At 68.9% G+C, this 18,474-nt stretch carries 19 protein-coding genes; 14 read left to right on the top strand and 5 right to left on the bottom strand.

Annotated elements, in window-relative coordinates; translation table 11 throughout:
* Window positions 1-21: 21 nt before the first annotated feature.
* Window positions 22-873 carry a pyridoxal kinase PdxY gene (pdxY, locus tag AVP41_RS01990; RefSeq protein ID WP_067160035.1) on the bottom strand — a complete coding sequence of 284 codons (852 nt, stop codon included), beginning with the start codon at window positions 871-873 and terminating at the stop codon, window positions 22-24.
* 7 nt (window positions 874-880) lie between these two features.
* On the bottom strand, window positions 881-2,233 hold the full coding sequence (locus AVP41_RS01985) for an aminotransferase class I/II-fold pyridoxal phosphate-dependent enzyme (protein ID WP_082828974.1): 1,353 nt from the start codon (window positions 2,231-2,233) through the stop codon (window positions 881-883).
* Between the two features lie 40 nt (window positions 2,234-2,273).
* Between AVP41_RS01985 and pdxS the strand changes: the two genes are divergently transcribed.
* The 10 genes from pdxS to AVP41_RS01935 all read left to right on the top strand — a co-directional run bounded on the left by pdxS (window position 2,274) and on the right by AVP41_RS01935 (window position 12,509).
* The gene (gene pdxS / locus AVP41_RS01980; protein ID WP_067160032.1) at window positions 2,274-3,194 is read left to right on the top strand and encodes a pyridoxal 5'-phosphate synthase lyase subunit PdxS; all 921 of its coding nucleotides are present in this window, start codon (window positions 2,274-2,276) and stop codon (window positions 3,192-3,194) included.
* Entirely contained in the window at window positions 3,184-3,810 is a 627-nt protein-coding gene (pdxT, locus tag AVP41_RS01975) for a pyridoxal 5'-phosphate synthase glutaminase subunit PdxT (protein ID WP_067160029.1), read from the top strand. Before pdxS ends, pdxT begins: the two co-directional genes overlap by 11 nt.
* 10 nt (window positions 3,811-3,820) lie before the next feature.
* The gene (locus tag AVP41_RS01970) at window positions 3,821-4,579 is read left to right on the top strand and encodes a YebC/PmpR family DNA-binding transcriptional regulator (protein ID WP_067160026.1); all 759 of its coding nucleotides are present in this window, start codon (window positions 3,821-3,823) and stop codon (window positions 4,577-4,579) included.
* A 49-nt stretch (window positions 4,580-4,628) separates the two neighbouring features.
* Window positions 4,629-5,192 (top strand): crossover junction endodeoxyribonuclease RuvC, encoded by a 564-nt coding sequence (ruvC, locus tag AVP41_RS01965; RefSeq protein WP_067160023.1) that lies wholly within the window; start codon window positions 4,629-4,631, stop codon window positions 5,190-5,192.
* Window positions 5,193-5,240: 48 nt separating this feature from the next.
* On the top strand, window positions 5,241-5,870 hold the full coding sequence (gene ruvA / locus AVP41_RS01960; RefSeq protein ID WP_067160021.1) for a Holliday junction branch migration protein RuvA: 630 nt from the start codon (window positions 5,241-5,243) through the stop codon (window positions 5,868-5,870).
* Window positions 5,863-6,894 (top strand): Holliday junction branch migration DNA helicase RuvB, encoded by a 1,032-nt coding sequence (gene ruvB / locus AVP41_RS01955; protein ID WP_067160018.1) that lies wholly within the window; start codon window positions 5,863-5,865, stop codon window positions 6,892-6,894. Before ruvA ends, ruvB begins: the two co-directional genes overlap by 8 nt.
* Window positions 6,895-6,969: 75 nt before the next feature.
* Entirely contained in the window at window positions 6,970-7,431 is a 462-nt protein-coding gene (locus tag AVP41_RS01950) for a preprotein translocase subunit YajC (RefSeq protein WP_067160015.1), read from the top strand.
* Between the two features lie 36 nt (window positions 7,432-7,467).
* Window positions 7,468-9,201 carry a protein translocase subunit SecD gene (gene secD / locus AVP41_RS01945; RefSeq protein ID WP_067160012.1) on the top strand — a complete coding sequence of 578 codons (1,734 nt, stop codon included), beginning with the start codon at window positions 7,468-7,470 and terminating at the stop codon, window positions 9,199-9,201.
* On the top strand, window positions 9,201-10,190 hold the full coding sequence (gene secF / locus AVP41_RS01940) for a protein translocase subunit SecF (RefSeq protein ID WP_067160009.1): 990 nt from the start codon (window positions 9,201-9,203) through the stop codon (window positions 10,188-10,190). The genes secD and secF overlap by 1 nt, the downstream gene beginning before the upstream one ends.
* A gap of 54 nt (window positions 10,191-10,244) precedes the next feature.
* Window positions 10,245-12,509, top strand: a complete 2,265-nt coding sequence (locus AVP41_RS01935; protein WP_067160006.1) for a RelA/SpoT family protein — start codon at window positions 10,245-10,247, stop codon at window positions 12,507-12,509.
* Here the strand turns inward: AVP41_RS01935 and AVP41_RS01930 are convergent.
* From AVP41_RS01930 to AVP41_RS01920, 3 genes are all read right to left on the bottom strand, one after another.
* Window positions 12,496-13,050 (bottom strand): type IV toxin-antitoxin system AbiEi family antitoxin, encoded by a 555-nt coding sequence (locus AVP41_RS01930; protein ID WP_067160003.1) that lies wholly within the window; start codon window positions 13,048-13,050, stop codon window positions 12,496-12,498. The genes AVP41_RS01935 and AVP41_RS01930 overlap by 14 nt on opposite strands.
* A gap of 88 nt (window positions 13,051-13,138) precedes the next feature.
* Window positions 13,139-14,326, bottom strand: coding sequence for a DUF349 domain-containing protein (locus AVP41_RS01925; protein ID WP_442922778.1), 1,188 nt, complete (start codon window positions 14,324-14,326; stop codon window positions 13,139-13,141).
* A gap of 241 nt (window positions 14,327-14,567) precedes the next feature.
* Window positions 14,568-14,873: a dioxygenase gene (locus tag AVP41_RS01920; protein WP_197464237.1), complete on the bottom strand. Its 306-nt coding sequence runs from the start codon at window positions 14,871-14,873 to the stop codon at window positions 14,568-14,570.
* A 106-nt stretch (window positions 14,874-14,979) separates the two neighbouring features.
* Between AVP41_RS01920 and AVP41_RS01915 the strand changes: the two genes are divergently transcribed.
* The 4 genes from AVP41_RS01915 to AVP41_RS01900 all read left to right on the top strand — a co-directional run bounded on the left by AVP41_RS01915 (window position 14,980) and on the right by AVP41_RS01900 (window position 18,463).
* A complete protein-coding gene (locus AVP41_RS01915; RefSeq protein ID WP_231902641.1) occupies window positions 14,980-16,323 on the top strand; it encodes a replication-associated recombination protein A in 1,344 nt (447 codons plus the stop codon).
* Window positions 16,324-16,352: 29 nt separating this feature from the next.
* On the top strand, window positions 16,353-17,246 hold the full coding sequence (locus AVP41_RS16255) for a tetratricopeptide repeat protein (RefSeq protein WP_231902640.1): 894 nt from the start codon (window positions 16,353-16,355) through the stop codon (window positions 17,244-17,246).
* Window positions 17,247-17,464: 218 nt separating this feature from the next.
* Window positions 17,465-18,094: a 30S ribosomal protein S4 gene (rpsD, locus tag AVP41_RS01905; protein WP_067159997.1), complete on the top strand. Its 630-nt coding sequence runs from the start codon at window positions 17,465-17,467 to the stop codon at window positions 18,092-18,094.
* A 72-nt stretch (window positions 18,095-18,166) separates the two neighbouring features.
* The gene (locus AVP41_RS01900; RefSeq protein ID WP_067159994.1) at window positions 18,167-18,463 is read left to right on the top strand and encodes an ATPase; all 297 of its coding nucleotides are present in this window, start codon (window positions 18,167-18,169) and stop codon (window positions 18,461-18,463) included.
* Window positions 18,464-18,474: the final 11 nt, after the last annotated feature.

The raw sequence follows: 18,474 nt of genomic DNA, 5'->3' as shown, positions 1-18,474 counted from the left end.
TACGGCAACCGCCGGCGGACATCAGCGCACCCGCTGCACCTCGAACTGCAGACGGGGGTGAGCGTAGAACTCCTGAGCTTCGACGAGCTGAAGCTCACGCTCGCCCGAGTCGAAGGTGGTCTGGAGCAGGTCGTAGACGCTGGAGACCGTTCGGCCGAGGGCGTCAGCAGGATCGCCCGTTGCCCGCAGATGCGCCGTGAACAGCGCGGCGGTGACGTCGCCGGAGCCATTGGCCTTCATGGGGATCCGCGGAGTCTGCACGATCCAGGCCCCCTCGTCGGTCACGGCCAGCATCTCGATCGTCCCCTCGGGCGCGTCCGGACGCTCCACCGAGGTGACGAGGACCGTTCGCGGACCCATCGCCCGTGCCGCGTCTGCCGACGCCAGCGTCGAGGCCAGATCGTGCGGGTCGGTGTCGGTGAGGAACCCGAGCTCGAACTGGTTGGGGGTGATGATGTCCGCCGCCGGAACCACCCGATCACGCAGGAGCACCGGGATGGCGGGCGCGACGAAGCAGCCGCTCTTGGCATTGCCCATGACGGGATCGCACGCGTAGACGGCCGACGGGTTGGCGGCCTTCACGCGGGCGACGGCGTCCAGGATGACGTCGGCGATTCCCTCACCACCCTGGTATCCGCTGAGCACGACATCGATATCGCCGAGCACACCGCGCTCCTCGATGCCGGTGATCACCTCGCGCACGTCGTCGGGTGAGATCAACGGCCCGCGCCACGCACCGTATCCGGTGTGATTCGAGAAGTTCACGGTGTAGACGGGGAGCACCTCCACGCCGATGCGCTGCAGCGGGAAGACGGCGGCGGAGTTTCCGACGTGTCCGTAGGCGACGGCGGACTGGATCGAGAGGATCTTCATCGCGGGATCATCCTGCTTTCGGGGTCGCGGCCGCGGCGATGGCGGCGGCCAGGTCGGCGACCAGACGCTCGAGCTCGGCGTCGGTCAGGTCGTGGACGGTGAGGCGGAGGTGCCGCGCGGCGAGATCGTGCTCCAAGACGAACTCGTCGCCGGGGCGGGCGAGCCAGCCACGGCGCATGAGCTGCTCGGACACCGCGCGCGCGGGCACGGGAAGCGGCACCCACAGGCTCAAGCCGTCCCCCGCACCGACGGCGATGCCTCGCCCCGACAGCGCCTGGGCGGCGGCCCGGTTGCGCTCGGCATAGTGGGTGGACGCGTCGGCGACCGCCCGGACCGCGTCGCTGTCGGTCAGGAGCTCGAGCGCGAGGCGTTGCAGCAGGTGACTCACCCAGGTGGCCCCCGGATTCAGCCGCTGGGCGAGCCTCTCGGCGGTCTCGGGGTCGGAGGCGACGATCGCGAGACACATGTCCGGGCCGAGGAACTTCGAGACCGAACGCACCAGCGCCCAGCGCCGGTGGTCGGGACCGACCACCGAGTGAAGGGGCCGCGAGGACAGCAGCGAGAAGTGGTCGTCCTCGATGACGAGGACGTACGGGTGTTCGCTCAACAGCTCCCGCAGCGCCGCCGCCCGCGCGGCGCTCAGGCTCGCTCCGGTGGGGTTCTGGGCGCGCGGTGTCAGCAGCACCGCACGGACACCGGCCTGCAGCGCAGAGCGCAGTCCCTCGACCGTCATTCCCTCTTCGTCGACGGGAACCGCGACGGGCCGGTAACCCCCCAGGCGCACGGTGTTCAGGCTGGCGAGGAAGCACGGGTCCTCCAGCGCGACGGCGTCGTCGCGCGTGAGCGTCTGCGCGAGCAGGCGTTCGATCGCGTCCGAGGCGCCCCCGGTGATCGTGAGCCGCAGCGGCCGGTCATCACCGACGGCGTCGCGCATCCACGTCTGGGCCCACGCCTCCAGCTCCCTGTCGATCACCGGCTCCCCGTACAGCACGGGGCGAGCGGCGATCCGGCCCAGGGCCTCACGCAGATCCGGGAGGCGCCGCGGATCGGGGTTCCCCGCGGCGAGGTCGCGCAGCACCGTGCCCTGGGCGAAGCCCTCCTGGGCGACGGGGGTGTGTACGGCGACGCGCGTTCCGGCGCGGCCGCGCGCTTCGACGATCCCGGCCTGCGTCAGGAGGCGGTACGCGGCGACGATCGTGTTGCGATTGACGCCGAGATCCTCCGCGAGGGCACGGACCGGCGGCAGCACGTCGCCAGGCGAGAGCGCGCCGCGCTCCACCTGCTCACGCACACAGTCGGCGATCTCCGTCGCCGTCGCACCGAGAATGCGCACAGCGCGGGTCGGCGGGGCATCGGTCACCTGATGAGTCTATGTGACAGACCATGCTAGGTTTTGGCCTATGTCAAACGAACACGCCGCCGGCACTGAGTCTTCCTCCGCCCGCACCGGGTCCACGCGCGTCAAGCGCGGTCTCGCCGAGATGCTCAAGGGTGGCGTCATCATGGACGTCGTCACGCCGGAGCAGGCGCGCATCGCGGAAGACGCGGGTGCCGTCGCGGTGATGGCACTCGAACGCGTTCCGGCGGACATCCGAGCCCAGGGCGGCGTGTCACGGATGAGCGATCCCGACATGATCGACGGCATCATCGACGCCGTGTCGATCCCGGTCATGGCGAAGGCGCGCATCGGGCATTTCGTGGAGGCGCAGGTGCTGCAAGAACTGGGCGTCGATTACATCGACGAATCCGAGGTCCTCTCGCCGGCCGACTACGTGCACCACATCGACAAGTGGGGGTTCACGGTGCCCTTCGTCTGCGGCGCGACAAACCTCGGCGAAGCCCTCCGTCGCATCACCGAGGGCGCGGCGATGATCCGGTCGAAGGGGGAAGCCGGGACGGGCGACGTCTCGGAGGCCATGAAGCACATCCGCACGATCCGCTCCGAGATCGCGTCGCTGCGCGCGCTCTCCCGTGACGAGCTGTACGTCGCGGCGAAGGAGCTGCAGGCCCCCTATGACCTCGTCGCCGAGGTGGCCGAGACGGGGGCGCTGCCAGTCGTCCTCTTCGTCGCCGGGGGAGTGGCCACCCCGGCCGACGCGGCCATGATGATGCAGATGGGCGCCGATGGCGTATTCGTGGGCTCGGGCATCTTCAAGAGCGGCAATCCGGCCCAGCGCGCTGCGGCGATCGTGAAGGCGACGACGTTCGCCGACGACCCGCGGGTGATCGCCGAGGTGTCGCGCGGCCTCGGGGAGGCGATGGTCGGAATCAACGTCTCGGACCTTCCCGCCCCGCACCGGCTCGCCGAGCGTGGCTGGTAACCCGCGCGTCGGCGTACTCGCCCTGCAGGGCGACGTCCGCGAACACCTCCGCGCGCTGGAGCGCCTCGAAGCCGTCGCCGTCCCGGTGCGGCGGCCCGATGAGCTGGCGTCCGTCGCTGGTCTCGTGCTTCCCGGTGGCGAATCGACGGTGATCGACAAGCTGGCGCGCTCGTTCGGTCTGCACGAGCCGATCCGGCAGGCCATCGCGGCCGGACTTCCCGTCTACGGCACCTGCGCGGGGCTGATCCTCCTCGCCGACCGGATCCTGGACGCCGCCGCGGGCCAGCGGAGTTTCGGCGGCCTGGACGTCACGGTGCAGCGGAATGCGTTCGGCAGTCAGCTCGACTCCTTCGAGACGGAGCTCTCGGTATCCGGGTGGGAGCCGCCGCCCGTGCGGGCAGTGTTCATCCGCGCCCCGATCGTGGTCGATGTCGCCGGTGACGTCCAGGTCCTCGCGACGCTGGCTGACGGCCGCATCGTCGCGGTGCAAAAGGGGTCCGTCCTCGGTACGTCGTTCCACCCGGAGGTCACCGGAGACCTGCGCTTTCATCGACTGCTCCTCGATCTGATCCAGGAACGCGCCGCCGCGCACGACGCCGTCCACGCGCACCAGTAAACTCGTCGATATGTCCGGACACTCCAAATGGGCAACGACCAAGCACAAGAAGGCCGTCATCGACGCGCGCCGTGCCAAGTCGTGGGCCAAGCTCATCAAGAACATCGAAGTCGCCGCCAAGCTCGGCGGCCCGGACCTCCAGGGAAACCCCACGCTCTTCGACGCGGTCCTCAAGGCGAAGAAGACCTCGGTCCCCAAGGACAACATCGATCGCGCCATCAAGCGCGGCGCCGGCATCGGCGGCGAGTCGGTGGAGTACTCCTCGATCATGTACGAGGGCTACGGCCCCAACGGCGTCGCGCTCATGATCGAGTGTCTGACCGACAACAAGAACCGCGCGGCCGCGGAGGTGCGCACCGCCCTCAGCCGCAACGGGGGAACGCTCGCCGATCCCGGATCGGTCGCGTACAACTTCACCCGCAAGGGCGTCATCGTGGTCTCCGACGAGGGCACCACTGAGGACGACGTCATGATGGCAGCGTTGGAAGCGGGGGCCGAGGAGGTCGAGCCGCACGCACAGGGGTTCGAGGTCATCACCGAGGCCTCCGACCTCGTGGCCGTCCGCTCCGCCCTCGCCGACGCGGGGATCGAGTACGAGTCGGCGGACGTCGAGTTCGTTCCGAACCTCAAGGTCGAGATCGACGCCGACACGGCTCGCAAGATCTTCCGGCTCATCGACGCCCTCGAGGACAGCGACGACGTCCAGAACGTCTTCAGCAACTTCGACCTGAGCGCCGACGTGCAGGCCGAACTCGAGTCGGACGACTGACGGGCGCGCCTGGGGGCCTCCCGCTGCGGCGAGCCCTAGCGTGAGCGCCATGGCTGCACCCCTCCGTGTCCTCGGGATCGACCCCGGCCTCACCCGCTGCGGTGTCGGGGTCGTCGACGTGCGCCGGGATCGCTCGGCCTCGCTCGTGCACGTCGGGGTGGTCCGCAGCGATCCCGAAGCACCCATCCACGAGCGCCTCGCGACGATCGCGGCCGGCCTGCGTGAGGTGCTGGATGCGCACGGCCCGGACGTCGTGGCCGTGGAGCGCGTGTTCGCGCAGCAGAACCGGCAGACGGTCATGGGCACCGCTCAGGCCAGCGGCGTCGCACTCCTGATCGCGGGGGAGCGCGGGCTTCCCGCCGCCACCCACACGCCGTCGGAGGTGAAGGCGGCGATCACCGGCTACGGATCGGCCGACAAGCGACAGGTGCAGACGATGGTCGCGCGCGTTCTCCGCCTCGAGACGCTTCCACAACCTGCCGACGCCGCCGATGCTCTCGCGATCGCCCTGTGCCACGCGTGGCGCCGTGGTGGCGGCGCGGGTCCGGCGACATCCAGCCTCACTCCGGCACAGCAGGCATGGGCGGACGCGGAACGGCTCGCCCGCCGCTGACCGCGTGTCGATCGAACATAGATGCGAACGCTCGCCTAGGCTCGGAGCATGATCTCTTCGCTGCGCGGGCGCGCGCTTCTCGTGGAGTCCGAGAGCGTCGTCGTGGACGTCGGCGGCGTCGGCTTCGCGGTGGCCGTGACCCCGCAGTTCGCGCGCGAGTTCCACGTCGGCGACGAGATCACCCTGCACACGTCGCTCATCGTGCGCGAAGACGCGTTGTCGCTGTACGGGTTCTCCGATCGCGAGGAGCTCACCGTGTTCGCCCAGCTCCTCGGCGTCTCGGGGGTGGGACCCAAGTCGGCGCTCGGAGTGCTCTCCGCCCTGACTGTCGCCCAGATCGCCGACGCCGTAGCAGCCGAGGACGACGCCCCGTTCCGGCGCGTGTCGGGGATCGGGCCCAAGACAGCGAAGCTCATCGTCGTGCAGTTGGCGGGCAAGCTCACGGTGACGGCCGCCGCTCCGGCGAGCGGCCGTTCAGGTGGCGCTCGCGGCCCGGAGATCACGGCACAGGTGGTGGCCGCCCTCGTTGCGCTCGGCTGGAACGAACGCGTGTCCACCGAAGCCGTCACCGCGGTCGCCGCCGATGCAGACGCGAACGCGCGCGGATCGGTGCCAGGACTCCTCAAGCTCGCCCTGGCCCACCTGGGTCCCGCCCGACAGGAGGCGGGTCGTGGCTGAGCCGCGCGATCCGGGCCTGGCCGAGGACGAGACGGAGCTCGCCGTCGAGGGCGCCCTCCGCCCGATGTCGCTGCAGGAGTTCGTCGGGCAGCAGAAGGTTCGCGGCCAGCTCCAGCTGCTGCTCGACGCGGCGCGCATCCAGCAGCGACCACCGGACCACATTCTGCTGTCGGGCCCGCCCGGCCTCGGCAAGACGACGCTCGCGATGATCGTCGCCCACGAGAGCGAGCGACCGTTGCGGATGTCCAGCGGTCCCGCCATTCAGCACGCCGGAGATCTCGCGGCGCTGCTGTCGAGCCTGGTCCCCGGCGAAGTGCTGTTCATCGACGAGATCCACCGCATGGCGCGGTCGGCCGAGGAAATGCTCTACCTCGCGATGGAGGATTTCCGCATCGACATCATGGTCGGAAAGGGAGCCGGCGCGACGAGTATCCCGCTCGATCTCGCCCCCTTCACACTGGTGGGCGCCACCACACGGTCTGGGCTCCTCCCGAATCCGCTGCGGGACCGCTTCGGTTTCACCGCACACCTGGAGTACTACGAGCCGGAGGAGCTGGAGCGGGTGATCGCGCGATCGGCGGGAATGCTCGCCGTCGATGTGCCGGGCCCGGCGCGGGAGGAGATCGCACGACGATCGCGCGGCACCCCCCGCATCGCCAACCGCTTGCTGCGCCGCGTGCGCGACTTCGTCATCGTGCATGGTGCAGAGGACGGCAGCGCGACCGAGAGCGATGTCTCTGCGGCGCTCGACCTCTACGACGTCGACGCGATCGGCCTGGATCGCCTCGACCGCGCCGTGCTGGATGCGGTCATCCGTCGCTTCCGCGGCGGGCCCGTGGGCCTCAACACGCTTGCGGTGACCGTCGGGGAGGAAGCAGAGACGATCGAGTCGGTCGTCGAGCCCTACCTCGTCCGCATCGGCTTCCTCGGACGGACCCCCCGCGGCCGCGTCGCGACGCCCGAAGCGTATGCGCATCTGCGAATTCCGCGGTCCGACGAGTCGCTGAGATTCGATGACCTATAATCACTGAAGGCTCAGGCCGCCGATTTCCCCTGTCGCGATTCGCGACGAGCACCCGCGAAAGGCGCACTCACCTTCATGTTCTTTGCCTCGACCCAGACCCCGCCCGCACAGCAGCTCGGTCCGGTGGAGTCGTTCTTCGCCAACTACGGTCTGCTCCTCCTGCTGCTCGCGCTCATCGTGTTCATGTTCTGGAGCTCGCGTCGTCGGGCGCAGCGCATGAAGGTCGAGCAGGAGAAGAAGCAGCAGGCCATGGTGCCCGGCGTCAAGGTGCTCCTGCAGGGCGGCCTGTACGGCACGCTCGTGTCGTTCGACGCCGAAGACCTCTCCCTTCCCGCGGTCGTCGAGATCGCTCCCGGCGTGCCGATCGAGGTGCACAGCCAGGCCGTGCTCCGCGTCGTCGAGCCCGAGGAGCCGACACTCACGGAAGACGACTTCATCGAGAGCGACACCGAGCAGGCAGCCGTCGACCCCGAGCCGGGTCTGAGCTCCGGCTCCGCTGACGTCCAGCCCGATGGGGACGACAAGCCCAAGGGCTGATCGTCCTCCACCGTCGTTCATCCCGAAGGACCTTCCGTGGCCGCTCCCACTCCCGTCAGACATGCCTGGCGCGCCCTGACCAGCCTGCTGGTGCTCACTGCGCTCCTGTTCGGCATCAACGCCCTCGGCGTGTTCGCCTTCACCGACGCGGAAGGCAACCCCGCCAGCTCCTGGGCGCCCGAGCTCGCGCTCGACCTCCAGGGAGGGACGCAGATCATCCTGGCGGCGAAGACGCCGGACGGCGCGCAGCCCTCGGCGGAGCAGATGAACCAGGCGGCATCGATCATCCGTCAGCGGGTCGACGCCTCCGGTGTCGGCGAGGCCGACATCACGACGCAGGCCGGCAACCAGATCGTGGTGCAGGTGCCCGGACCCGCCGACGAGGAGACGCGCAACCGCATCCAGTCGTCCGCGCAGCTGCAGCTGCGCGCCGTGCTCTTCACCGGCAACCCCGCGACCTCTTTCGTGGGCGAGGACGGCAAGGAGACGCCGTACCCGAGCCCCGCTGCGACGCTCAACGCGACCCCGACCGCCGCGCCCACCAACGGCAGCGACCCGAGCTGGATCACCGACGAGCTGCAGGCGAAGTTCCTCGCCTACAACTGTGAGGACGCCGCGAACGACCCCGCCAACGAGCCGGCCGACCAGCCGCTCATCACGTGTGACGACACGCGGACGGCGAAGTACATCCTGGGTCCCGTGGAGCTCGACGGCTCGTCGATCTCCGACGCCACCAACGGCCTCAACACGCAGAACAACCAGTGGGCCGTCAACATCGTCTTCGACGCCAAGGGCACCGAGGTCTTCGGCAAGATCAGCCAGCGTCTGTTCGGCGAGACCGCGCCGCGGAACCAGTTCGCGTTCGTGCTGGACGGCAGTGTGCTGTCGGCGCCGTCGATGAACGCCGTCATCCTCGACGGCAAGCCGCAGATCACCGGGAACTTCACGCAGGAGACGTCGAAGACCCTCGCCGACCAGCTCAAGTACGGCGCGCTGCCGCTGAGCTTCGAGGTGCAGAGCTCGAACTCCATCTCCGCGACGCTCGGCTCGCAGCAGCTGCAGATCGGCCTGATCGCCGGCCTCATCGGGCTGGCGCTCGTCGCGGTCTATTCGCTCGTGGTCTATCGCGCCCTGGGCTTCGTCATCATCGCGTCGCTCGCCGTGATGGGCGTCCTGACCTACATCACCCTGTGCATCCTGGCGTGGCGCATGGGCTTCCGCCTGTCGCTCGCCGGCGTCGCGGGCCTCATCGTGACGATCGGCTTCACCGCCGACTCGTTCATCGTGTACTTCGAACGCATCCGAGACGAGCTCCGTGACGGCAAGTCGATCACGGGTGCCGTCGAGGACGGCTGGGGCCGCGCCAAGCGGACCATCTACATCTCGAAGTCGATCAACATCCTCGCGGCCGTCGTGCTCTACATCCTCGCGGACGCGACCGTGAAGGGCTTCGCCTTCACGCTCGGCCTCACGACCCTGATCGACATCCTGATCTTCATCTGGTTCACCCACCCGGTGCTGCAGCTCCTCGCACGCACACGCTTCTTCGGCGGCGGGCACCGCTTGTCGGGGCTCGACCCGGAGGCGCTCGGAGCCGTCTATCGCGGCCGTGCACAGTTCCGCTCGCCCGTGGAGGCCGGCGGCCGGAGTGCCGCTCAGCGTCGGGCGTCGCGCTCACGCGGCGAGGCCGAACGTCGACAGACCATCGCCGAGCGAAAGCTCGCCCAGCAGTCCGCGGATAGCCGCTCCACGACGGAGGGAGACGACTGATGCGCTCCATGAACGAATTCGGTAACGACCTCTACACGGGGAAGACCTCCTTCCCCTTCGTCGGTCGGCGTCGGCTGTGGTTCGTCATCGCCGCCGTGCTCGTCATCGGAGCCGCGCTCGTGCCCGTCTTCCGGCCGATCCAGTTCTCGATCGAGTTCACCGGGGGATCACAGTTCACGGTGAGCGGCGTGACCGCTCCCGACCAGACCCTCGCGACGACAGCCGTGCAGTCGGTCGTCCCCGGCTCCACGACCAAGGTCACCACGATCGGCGACGACGCCGTCCGCGTGCAGACCGATCAGATGACCGACGCCGAGACGCGCGAGGTCACGACAGCGCTCGCGGAGGCGTACAAGGTCGCCGAGTCCAAGGTCAGCTCGTCCTTCATCGGCCCCAGCTGGGGACAGGACGTCACCCGTCAGTCGCTGTGGGGACTCGCGATCTTCCTCGCGCTCACCTTCCTCATCCTCGCGATCTACTTCCGCACGTGGAAGATGTCGGTCGCGGCGATCATCGGCCTCGTCGACGTCCTCGTCATCACGGTCGGCGTCTACGCGGTCTTCGGATTCGAGATCTCGCCGGCGGCGGTGATCGGGTTCCTCACGATCCTGTCCTATTCGCTCTACGACACCACCGTCGTGTTCGACAAGGTCCGGGAGAACACGCGCGAGGACGGCGAGAAGTCGGGACGCACCTTCGGCGAATCGGTCAACCTCGCGGTCAACCAGACCCTGGTGCGCTCGATCAACACGACCGTCGTGGCGGCTCTTCCCACCGGGGCGATCCTGTTCATCGGCGCGTTGTGGCTCGGAGCGCAGACCCTCACCGACATCTCCCTGTCGATCTTCGTCGGAACGATCGTGGCGGCCTACTCGACCCTCTTCGTCGCGGCTCCTCTGTTCTCGCTGATGAGGGAGAACGAGACCGAGATCAAGGAGCGGGATGCCCGCGTTCTGGCGGCGCGCGAGAAGGCTCTCGCGGCGGCCTGACCCGGTTCTCACGAGCGTAGGATGAGTGGATTCTGAAGCGGCGGAGGTGACTCGATGACCGAGACGGTCTCCTCATCGGCGCAGAACCCTCCCCAGAGCTCGCTCCGCCGGCTCGTGCCGCGCCTGTTCTCGCGGGCGCCGTCGCGCAACGGGGTCGAGCAACTCATCCGCACGGTGCGGACACATCACCCGAAGGGTGATCTCGCGATCATCGAGCGCGCCTATCAGGTGGCCGCCGCGGCCCACTCCTCACAGAAGCGCCAGAGCGGCGAGCCCTACATCACCCATCCGCTGGCCGTCGCACAGATCCTCGCCGACCTCGGGCTCGGTCCGCGCGCGATCGCGGCCGCCCTGCTGCACGACACCGTCGAAGACACCGACTACGGGCTCGACCGGCTCCGCGCCGAGTTCGGCGACGAGGTGGCCATGCTCGTCGACGGCGTCACCAAGCTCGACAAAGTCAAGTACGGTGACGCCGCCCAGGCCGAGACCGTCCGCAAGATGATCGTCGCGATGTCCAAGGACATCCGGGTGCTTCTGATCAAGCTCGCCGACCGGCTGCACAACGCGCGGACGTGGGGCTTCGTACCGCCCGAGAAGGCGGCCAAGAAAGCGACGGAGACTCTCGAGATCTACGCGCCGCTGGCGCATCGACTCGGAATCCAGGCGATCAAGAGCGAGCTCGAGGACCTCTCGTTCGCCGTGCTCCACCCCAAGCTCTATGTCGAGATCGACAGCCTCGTCAAGCAACGCACGCCGCAACGCGAGCAGTACGTGCAGACGGTGATCGACGCGGTCGAGGCGGATCTGCGCGATCTGCGCATCCGGGGCCGGATCATGGGCCGGCCGAAGCAGCTTTACTCCGTGTACCAGAAGATGGTCGTGCGTGGCCGCGAGTTCGACGACATCTACGACCTCATCGGCATCCGGGTGCTCGTGGGCACCGTCCGCGACTGCTACGCGGTGCTCGGCGCGATCCACGCCCGGTGGACGCCCCTTCCGGGCCGCTTCAAGGACTACATCGCCACACCCAAGTTCAACCTGTACCAGTCGCTGCACACGACCGTGATCGGGCCGGGAGGACGCACGGTCGAGATCCAGATCCGCACGAACGAGATGCACCAGCAGGCGGAGTACGGGGTCGCGGCGCACTGGAAGTACAAGGAACGCGTCAATGGCGGAAAGACGGGCGAGAAGGCCCTCGACACCGACATGGCGTGGCTCGCGCACATCTCGGACTGGCAGGCCGAGACCGCCGACCCGGGCGAGTTCCTCGACTCCCTCCGCTTCGAGATCGGGGCGAAGGAGGTCTACGTCTTCACGCCGAAGGGCCGGGTGATCGGGCTTCCCGCGGGCGGCACGCCTGTCGACTTCGCCTACGCGGTGCACACCGAGGTGGGCCACCGGACGATGGGCGCCAAAGTCAACGGACGCCTTGTGCCCCTCGAGTCCGAACTGCACTCGGGCGATGTCGTCGAGGTCTTCACGTCGAAGAACCCCGACGCCGGTCCCAGCCAGGACTGGCTCGGCTTCGTCAAGTCCACGCGAGCGCGCAGCAAGATCCGCGGATGGTTCACCAAGGAACGGCGCGAGGAGGCCGTCGACCAGGGCAAGGATGCCATCGCGCGCGCGATGCGTCGTCAGAACCTGCCGCTGCAGCGACTGATGAGCCAGGACTCGTTCACCGAAGTCGCCCATCAGCTCCGCTACGAGGACGTGACCGCCCTGTACGCCGCCGTCGGTGAGGGGCACGTCTCGACGCAATCGGTGATCGAGAAGGTCACCGCGCTCGTCGGCGCGCAAGAAGACACCTCGACGGGGCCGATCGATCTTCCGCCCGTGGGACGTTCCCGGGCCCCGCGAGGAGGCGACTCGGGCGTCCTCGTCCGCGGAGCGCCCGACATCCTCGTCAAGCTCGCGAAGTGCTGCACTCCGGTGCCCGGCGACGAGATCGTCGGGTTCGTGACACGGGGGAGCGGTGTGTCGGTCCACCGGGCCGACTGCACGAACGTGCGCTCGCTCAAAGACGATCCCGAGCGGATGATCGAGGTGTCCTGGGCGCCCACGACCAAGAGCGTCTTCCTCGTCCACATCCAGGTGGAGGCCTTGGACCGTTCGGGGCTGCTGAGCGACATCACCCGGGTACTCAGCGAGCACCACGTGAACATCCTCTCGGCGTCGGTGCAGACCAACAATGATCGCCTCGCCCTCAGCCGTTACGTCTTCGAAATGGGCGACATCGTGCACCTGGACAGGGTGCTCAACGCGGTGCGCCGGATCGACGCCGTCTACGACGTCTATCGCGTCACGTCTTCCTGAGCTCCCATTCCCGCAGGAACGCCACCGCAGCTCGCTTGTGCGGCAGTGGCGCCGAGTGGACGCTCCACTCGATGGCGGCCGCCGCGAGGGTTGCATCGCCACGCAGCAGCCCCTCGACCGTGGTGGTGCTCGCACCGTCGCGGATGACACGGTCGCGGAGGAGGTCGATCACCGTGCGCACCGGGGTACTGACGATCACCCCGGCCAAGACGCGACCGTCGGCCGCGGGAAGGCGGACATCGCGGTAACGGACCCGCGCGTCGAGGATGTGGTGAGGACGCGTCGGCGCGTACCGCTGGATGCTGTGCCGCTGGGGCGGATCATCCAGAGCCCCGTAGACCCATGCTGCCGACTCGTGTGTGAGAGCGAGATTCTCACCGGCGAGGTCGCGGAGCGAGCCCGCCCGGATCTCCGCCGTCTCCACCGCATCGGCCGGCATGTAGGCCTCTCCGATCTCGACGACATCGCCGTCGAGTCGCGCCGACATCAGCTCGGCATGACTGAGGCGGTCTCCGCAGTAGTAGAGGAAAGGGGAAATCACCCCTCGACTCTGGCGTACGCGGGACCCGGGGAGACGTCGTCGTGGCGCGGACTGTGGACAGTCCGTCCGGTGCCGCCTCCGGGGAGGGTCAGCCGCCGAGCGCCCGCAACCACGCCTTCCGCGCCTCGAGCGCCTCCTCGGCCTGGGCGATCTTGCGCTTGTCCTTCGAGGCCACGGCGGCGGCGAGCTCCTCCTCGAGCTTGGAGATCGCATCGTGCAACTGCTGCGTCATGTCGTTCTGACGCGCCTTGGTCTCGGGGTTGTTGCTCTTCCAATCCGCGTCCTCGCGAGCCTTCACGGACTGCTCGATCTTGCGCAGGTCGTCATCGAGGCTCCGCTCGGCCTCGCGCGGGAAGATGCGGCCGATCTCGTCCCAGCGCCGCTGGATGCCCGTGAGGAGCGCGCGCGCCTTGGCGGTGTCCTTCTCCCGCGGGATGCCCGCGGCCTCGGCGAGGAGCTGCTTCTTGGCCTCGATCTTCTCCCGCGACGCCTCGGCGTCGGCTTCCTCGCGTTCGGCACGAGCCGCGTACAGCGCGTCACCGGCTGCCTTGAAGCGCGCCCAGAGGGCATCGTCTGCCTTCTTGCCGGCCCGTCCCGCGCGCTTCCACTGATCGAGGAGCCCGCGATAGGCGACGATGCCGTCTTCGCCTTGCGGCGCGAGAGCCTCTGCACGCTCCACGAGCGCGGCCTTGGCGTCGCGGGCCGACTTGTGGGTCTCGTCGAGGGCGGCGTAGAACTCACGACGGTTCTTGTCGACGATCGCACGAGCGTCACGGAACCGCTTCCACAGCTGCTGTCCCACCGACTTCGGCAGGCGCGGCCCCGCGCTCTGGTGGGACTGCCACTGCTCGAAAAGGGCCGAGACATCGGCGGTGGTCTGCTTCCACTGGATCGAGCGGGGATCGCGCGCCGCGATCGCCTCCATCTGCTCGACGAGCGCGGTGCGTTCGGCGATGGCCGCATCCACCGCCTCGCGCTGCGCCTGGGCCTCTTCGGCCGATGCTTCGCTCAGCGCGCCGTCGAGCGCGTCGAGTCGCGCCCCGAGGGCCGCCAAGTCTCCGACCGCAGCGGCACCGACGACCCGTTCCCGAACCGCCTGGAGGGTCGATCGCAGATCCGACGCCGACGCGCCACCGCGACGGTGACGGACCTCCAGCAGGGTCACCTCGCCGGCGAGGTCGACGTATTTGCGCTCGAAGTACGCGAGCGCCTCGGCAGGTGTGCCGTCGGGGTACTGTCCGACGACGCGCCATTCGTCGCCCTCGCGCACCGACACGGTTCCGTCGTCATCGACGCGCCCCCAGGTCTCACTCGGAGCCGACACGGCGGCGGGTCGCGGGGACCCTGCCGGCGGCCGCGGGACCGGAATGGTGGCGGGGGTCGGGACGGGGGAGGATGACTGCTCGAGCGGGGTGTCGTTCGATGCGGAGTCAGGGGAAGCGGAAGTCACGGGTAGCACCTCGTCGCGGCACACGCCGCCTGGGGGTTCGGTCGGCTGCCAGCCTATACGGCAGCCGTCAGGGAGTGGGAGTGGGCGTCGGGCTGTCACTGGGCGCCGGCGTGTCGCTCGGCACCGGGGAACCGACGGTCGGAGTCGGAGTCGGCACGGGTTCGGGCTGACCGGGGCCCAGCGTGTAGTACGCGACCTGACCACCGATCACCGCGAGGATGAGCGCGCCACCGGCGACCCCGGCCCAGAGGTTGTCGCGGCGACGGCGCCGGACGATCGAGGCCTGGAACTCTTGACGCGCCTGGTAGAGACGCGCGCGCTCACGTGCGGCGCGCGCGTCGCGCGCACCTTTCTTTCCCGACCCCAGAGCCACAGGACCTCCCTCGATTCCCGGACGCCCGGGGCAGGGAAAGCCTACGGGGAGCCTGCCGCGGGCGACAAACGCGGCCGGCGTCGGTGACCGCGGCTAGCCTGTATCGGTGACCACCCCCAGCGCCCTGTTCTCGGGGCAGACGCCTCTGGCTGTGCGCATGCGGCCCGTGTCACTGGACGAAGTGGCCGGTCAGGCCCATCTCCTGCGTCCCGGCTCTCCCCTGGTCGCCCTCGCCGACGGGAGCACGACCACCCGCTCCGCCGTCTCCGTCATCCTCTGGGGACCGCCCGGCACGGGCAAGACGACGCTCGCTCAAGCGATCGCGCGGACGTCGGGACGCCGCTTCGTCGAGCTGTCCGCCGTGACCGCCGGAGTGCGCGACGTGCGCGAGGTCATGCAGGAGGCGATGACACAGCGTGACCTCTACGGCGCCTCGACGATCCTCTTCCTCGATGAGATCCACCGGTTCACCAAAGCCCAGCAGGACGCGCTGCTTCCCGGTGTGGAGAACGGCTGGGTGATCCTCATCGCAGCGACGACGGAGAACCCGTCGTTCTCTGTGATCTCGCCGCTGCTCTCCCGATCATTGCTGCTCACGCTCCAGCCCCTGACCGACGCCGACCTCGGCGGTCTCATCGATCGCGCCGTGAGCGATCCCCGGGGTCTGGCGGGAGCCGTGGCGCTCTCGCCGGAAGCCCGCGACGCGCTCGTGCATCTCGCATCGGGTGACGCGCGGCGCGCGTTGACGTCGCTCGAGGCCGCCGCCGCGATGGTGACGCCCGCCACCGAGGACGATGCCGACGCGGCGGAGGATCCTCCCGTCATCACGGCCGATCACGTCGCCCAAGCCGTCGACCGCGCGCTCCTGCGGTACGACAAGCAGGGGGATGAGCATTACGACGTCATCAGTGCGTTCATCAAGTCGATCCGTGGATCCGATGTCGATGCAGCGATGCACTACCTCGCCCGCATGATCGAGGCGGGGGAGGATCCGCGTTTCATCGCTCGTCGCCTGGTGATCTCGGCGGCCGAGGACATCGGCCTCGCCGACCCCCAGGCACTGCAGATCGCCGTCGCCGCCGCCGACGCCGTCGCCTTCATCGGGATGCCGGAAGGACGGATCCCCCTTGCCGAGGCGACCGCGTATCTGGCGACCACCGCGAAGTCCAATGCCGCCTACACCGCGATCGACCGTGCGATCGCCGATGTCCGGGCGGGCGGCTTCGGCCGGGTGCCCCCTCATCTGCGAGACGCCCACTATCCGGGCGCGAAGCGGTTGGGGCATGGCAAGGGCTATGTCTACCCCCACGATCTCGAGGTAGGGGTCGCGACGCAGCAGTATCTTCCTGACGAACTGCGCGACCGCCAGTACTACCGCCCCTCCGGCCGCGGACTCGAGCGTGACATCGCCGCACGGCTCGAGAAGATCCGGAAGATCCTGGGGGACTGAACAAGCCGATGGACGGGAGGCGTGAGCAGATGTCCGACACGTGGGAGGGCCGGATCGGAGCGTTCTGGCGGGACGCCGAGGGACAGGATGCGGCGCGACTGTGGACTCGTCTCGAGGCGATCCTGGTCGAGCGCGCCGCCACCGATCCGGACGCCCTGTTCGAGCGCGCGTCGCTGCACGACTATCTCGGCGAGGAAGACCGCGCCATCCCGCTCTACCGCGAAGCGCTGGGCGGAGGCCTTGCGGGTGGGGCCCGCACCGAAGCCCGGATCCAGCTCGCCAGCTCGCTGCGCAACGTCGGAGAGCCCTCGGCCGCGCTGAGTGTGCTGCGCGACATCGGCGCCGATGACCCGCTGGCCGATGCGGCCGCCGCGTTCCGCTCGCTCGCTCTGTACGACGACGGCAAGCCCGCCGAGGCCCTGCGCCTCGCCCTCCGTGCGCTCGCTCCCCACCTTCCGGCGTATACGCGAGCCGTCGAGGCGTACGCGGGCGAGCTCCGACAGGCCGAACGTGTTCGTAGCATCGTGGTCGGCCTGCTCGTGCACGACGGGCACGTCCTTGCGGAGGAGTACCCGCCCACTGCGCACCACGCGGGGTTTCTCCGGATGCCCGGAGGAGGAATCGAGATCGGAGAGCGGGCCGCCGAAGCGATCCGCAGGGAGTTCGCCGAGGAGCTCGGCGCGACGCTGGACAGCGCCACTCTCCGGGCGGTGACAGAGAACATCTTCGATGCGCACGGAAGGCGCGGACACGAGATCGTCCACGTGTTCGAGGTGGCCTCGCGAGACCTGGAGCGCCTCCCGATCGGCGACCGGCTCCCTGTTCAGGACAGCGACACATTCGTGGCGTGGCACTCGGTCGCGGACCTCCGACGCGGAAACCAACCCGTGTACCCCGACGGGGTGCTCGACTTCCTCCCGTGAGGCCCGAGAGCGTCCGATCCGGGTCGCGAAGAGCCCGCTCTCGGCGGAGACGGCAGCTCTGATAGACTTGAGCGGCTCGAAACCGGGTTTTCGGGCATCTCCCTCTTCCGACACAGACCATCTGGCGTGCTCCGGCGTGCAGTCCAGATCGGGCGAAGAGCGGGGGATACGTCCGTGAGTCGTGAGAGACACGACCACGTCATCGGAAGGATCACTTCGTGGCTACGAAGTCCCAGGACCGCCGCAAGGTCCGCCTGTCGCGCGCACTCGGTGTCGCGCTCACCCCCAAGGCTGCCCGTTACCTCGAGAAGCGCCCCTACGCGCCCGGCGAGCACGGCCGCACCAAGCGCAAGGCCGACAGCGACTACGCCGTCCGTCTGCGCGAGAAGCAGCGTCTGCGCGAGCAGTACGGCATCCGCGAGAAGCAGCTGCGCATCCAGTTCGAAGAGGCCCGCCGCAAGGACGGCCTGACCGGTGAGAACCTGGTCGAGCAGCTCGAGATGCGTCTGGACGCCCTCGTCGTCCGCGCCGGCTTCGCCCGCACCACCGCGCAGGCCCGCCAGCTCGTCGTGCACCGTCACATCCTCGTCGACGGCCAGCTCGTCGACCGCCCGTCGTTCCGCGTGAAGCCGGGCCAGCTCATCCACGTCAAGCCGAAGAGCGAAGCGCTCGAGCCCTTCCAGGTGGCGGCCGCCGGCGGTCACGCCGAGGTCCTGCCGCCCGTTCCGGGCTACCTCGAGGTCGAACTCGACAAGCTCCAGGCACGTCTCGTGCGTCGCCCCAAGCGCGCCGAGGTCCCCGTGACCTGTGACGTCCAGCTCGTCGTCGAGTACTACGCCGCTCGCTGAGTCGGTGACGATCGCGCGAAGGGCGCCGGGGACACCCGGCGCCCTTCGTCGTTTGCACCTAACATGGAACGCATGAAGAACGCGTTCTGGTTCGTGCTCGGGCTCGCCGGCGGTTTCGTCGCCGCCCACCTGGTGAACAAGGATCCGCGCGGACACGAAGTCCTCGCCGAGGTCGACGCGCGTATCTCCGAGTTCACCGAGCGGATCGGCGATGCCTATCGCGCGCAGGAAGCGAAGATGGAGGGCCTGGTCGCCGATGCGAAGACCGCCGCCACCGACGCCCTCGACTCCGCGAAGGACGCCGTCGCCGACGCGGCCCACGCCGTCGCCGACGCGGCAGAAGACGGCGCCGCCCGTCTCACCGACTGAGGCACCACCCC

Source organism: Microbacterium sp. TNHR37B (genome assembly GCF_001620065.1).
GTDB lineage: Bacteria > Actinomycetota > Actinomycetes > Actinomycetales > Microbacteriaceae > Microbacterium.
This window is presented reverse-complemented; position numbering and strand designations above follow the sequence as displayed.

What these genes read in the sequence shown, in the direction of transcription:
- pdxY (WP_067160035.1), bottom strand. Translation starts at nt 873, where the DNA reads ATGAAGATCCTCTCGATCCAGTCCGCCGTCGCCTACGGACACGTCGGA.
- pdxS (WP_067160032.1), top strand. Translation starts at nt 2,274, where the DNA reads ATGTCAAACGAACACGCCGCCGGCACTGAGTCTTCCTCCGCCCGCACC.
- AVP41_RS01970 (WP_067160026.1), top strand. Translation starts at nt 3,821, where the DNA reads ATGTCCGGACACTCCAAATGGGCAACGACCAAGCACAAGAAGGCCGTC.
- ruvC (WP_067160023.1), top strand. Translation starts at nt 4,629, where the DNA reads ATGGCTGCACCCCTCCGTGTCCTCGGGATCGACCCCGGCCTCACCCGC.
- ruvA (WP_067160021.1), top strand. Translation starts at nt 5,241, where the DNA reads ATGATCTCTTCGCTGCGCGGGCGCGCGCTTCTCGTGGAGTCCGAGAGC.
- AVP41_RS01950 (WP_067160015.1), top strand. Translation starts at nt 6,970, where the DNA reads ATGTTCTTTGCCTCGACCCAGACCCCGCCCGCACAGCAGCTCGGTCCG.
- secF (WP_067160009.1), top strand. Translation starts at nt 9,201, where the DNA reads ATGCGCTCCATGAACGAATTCGGTAACGACCTCTACACGGGGAAGACC.
- AVP41_RS01935 (WP_067160006.1), top strand. Translation starts at nt 10,245, where the DNA reads ATGACCGAGACGGTCTCCTCATCGGCGCAGAACCCTCCCCAGAGCTCG.
- AVP41_RS16255 (WP_231902640.1), top strand. Translation starts at nt 16,353, where the DNA reads ATGTCCGACACGTGGGAGGGCCGGATCGGAGCGTTCTGGCGGGACGCC.
- AVP41_RS01900 (WP_067159994.1), top strand. Translation starts at nt 18,167, where the DNA reads ATGAAGAACGCGTTCTGGTTCGTGCTCGGGCTCGCCGGCGGTTTCGTC.